This window comes from Streptococcus sp. k-378 (genome assembly GCF_013277505.1).
Classification (GTDB): domain Bacteria; phylum Bacillota; class Bacilli; order Lactobacillales; family Streptococcaceae; genus Streptococcus; species Streptococcus pseudopneumoniae.
This window is the reverse complement of sequence record NZ_VMNC01000170.1, coordinates 1-595: the sequence shown is the minus strand read 5'-3', so window position 1 is coordinate 595 and position 595 is coordinate 1. Positions and strand designations below refer to the sequence as shown.

Genomic DNA, 595 nt, shown 5'->3' with positions numbered 1-595 from the left:
AATCGCAGGATTTTAAGTCCTGTGCGTCTGCCAGTTCCGCCACCCCGGCCTCTCTAAGCGAACGACGGGATTCGAACCCGCGACCCCCACCTTGGCAAGGTGGTGTTCTACCACTGAACTACGTTCGCACTATTTTCTTCTATCTAAAAATGCCGGCTACATGACTTGAACACGCGACCCTCTGATTACAAATCAGATGCTCTACCAACTGAGCTAAGCCGGCTCATCTATTATATCTCAATGCGGGTTAAGGGACTTGAACCCCCACGCCGTTAAGCGCCAGATCCTAAATCTGGTGCGTCTGCCAATTCCGCCAAACCCGCAGATATGACCCGTACTGGGCTCGAACCAGTGACCCATTGATTAAAAGTCAATTGCTCTACCAACTGAGCTAACGAGTCTAAAATAACTTGCGTTACCTTAAACGGTCCCGACGGGAATCGAACCCGCGATCTTCGCCGTGACAGGGCGACGTGATAACCGCTACACTACGGGACCTTTGGGAGTTAACGGGATCGAACCGCTGACCCTCTGCTTGTAAGGCAGATGCTCTCCCAGCTGAGCTAAACTCCCTAGAGCTAAGCGACTTCCCTAT

The 595-nt window shown here is 51.9% G+C and carries 6 tRNA genes; all 6 read right to left on the bottom strand.

What is annotated here, in order from left to right:
* Nucleotides 1–56: 56 nt before the first annotated feature.
* Nucleotides 57–128, bottom strand: a tRNA-Gly gene (locus tag HT719_RS11220).
* Between the two features lie 22 nt (nt 129–150).
* Nucleotides 151–223: transfer RNA gene (locus tag HT719_RS11215), tRNA-Thr, on the bottom strand.
* An 18-nt stretch (nt 224–241) separates the two neighbouring features.
* Nucleotides 242–323 (bottom strand) — tRNA-Leu (locus HT719_RS11210).
* Between the two features lie 5 nt (nt 324–328).
* Nucleotides 329–401: transfer RNA gene (locus HT719_RS11205), tRNA-Lys, on the bottom strand.
* Between the two features lie 24 nt (nt 402–425).
* Nucleotides 426–498 (bottom strand) — tRNA-Asp (locus HT719_RS11200).
* 2 nt (nt 499–500) lie between these two features.
* Nucleotides 501–573: transfer RNA gene (locus HT719_RS11195), tRNA-Val, on the bottom strand.
* Nucleotides 574–595 lie beyond the last annotated feature (22 nt).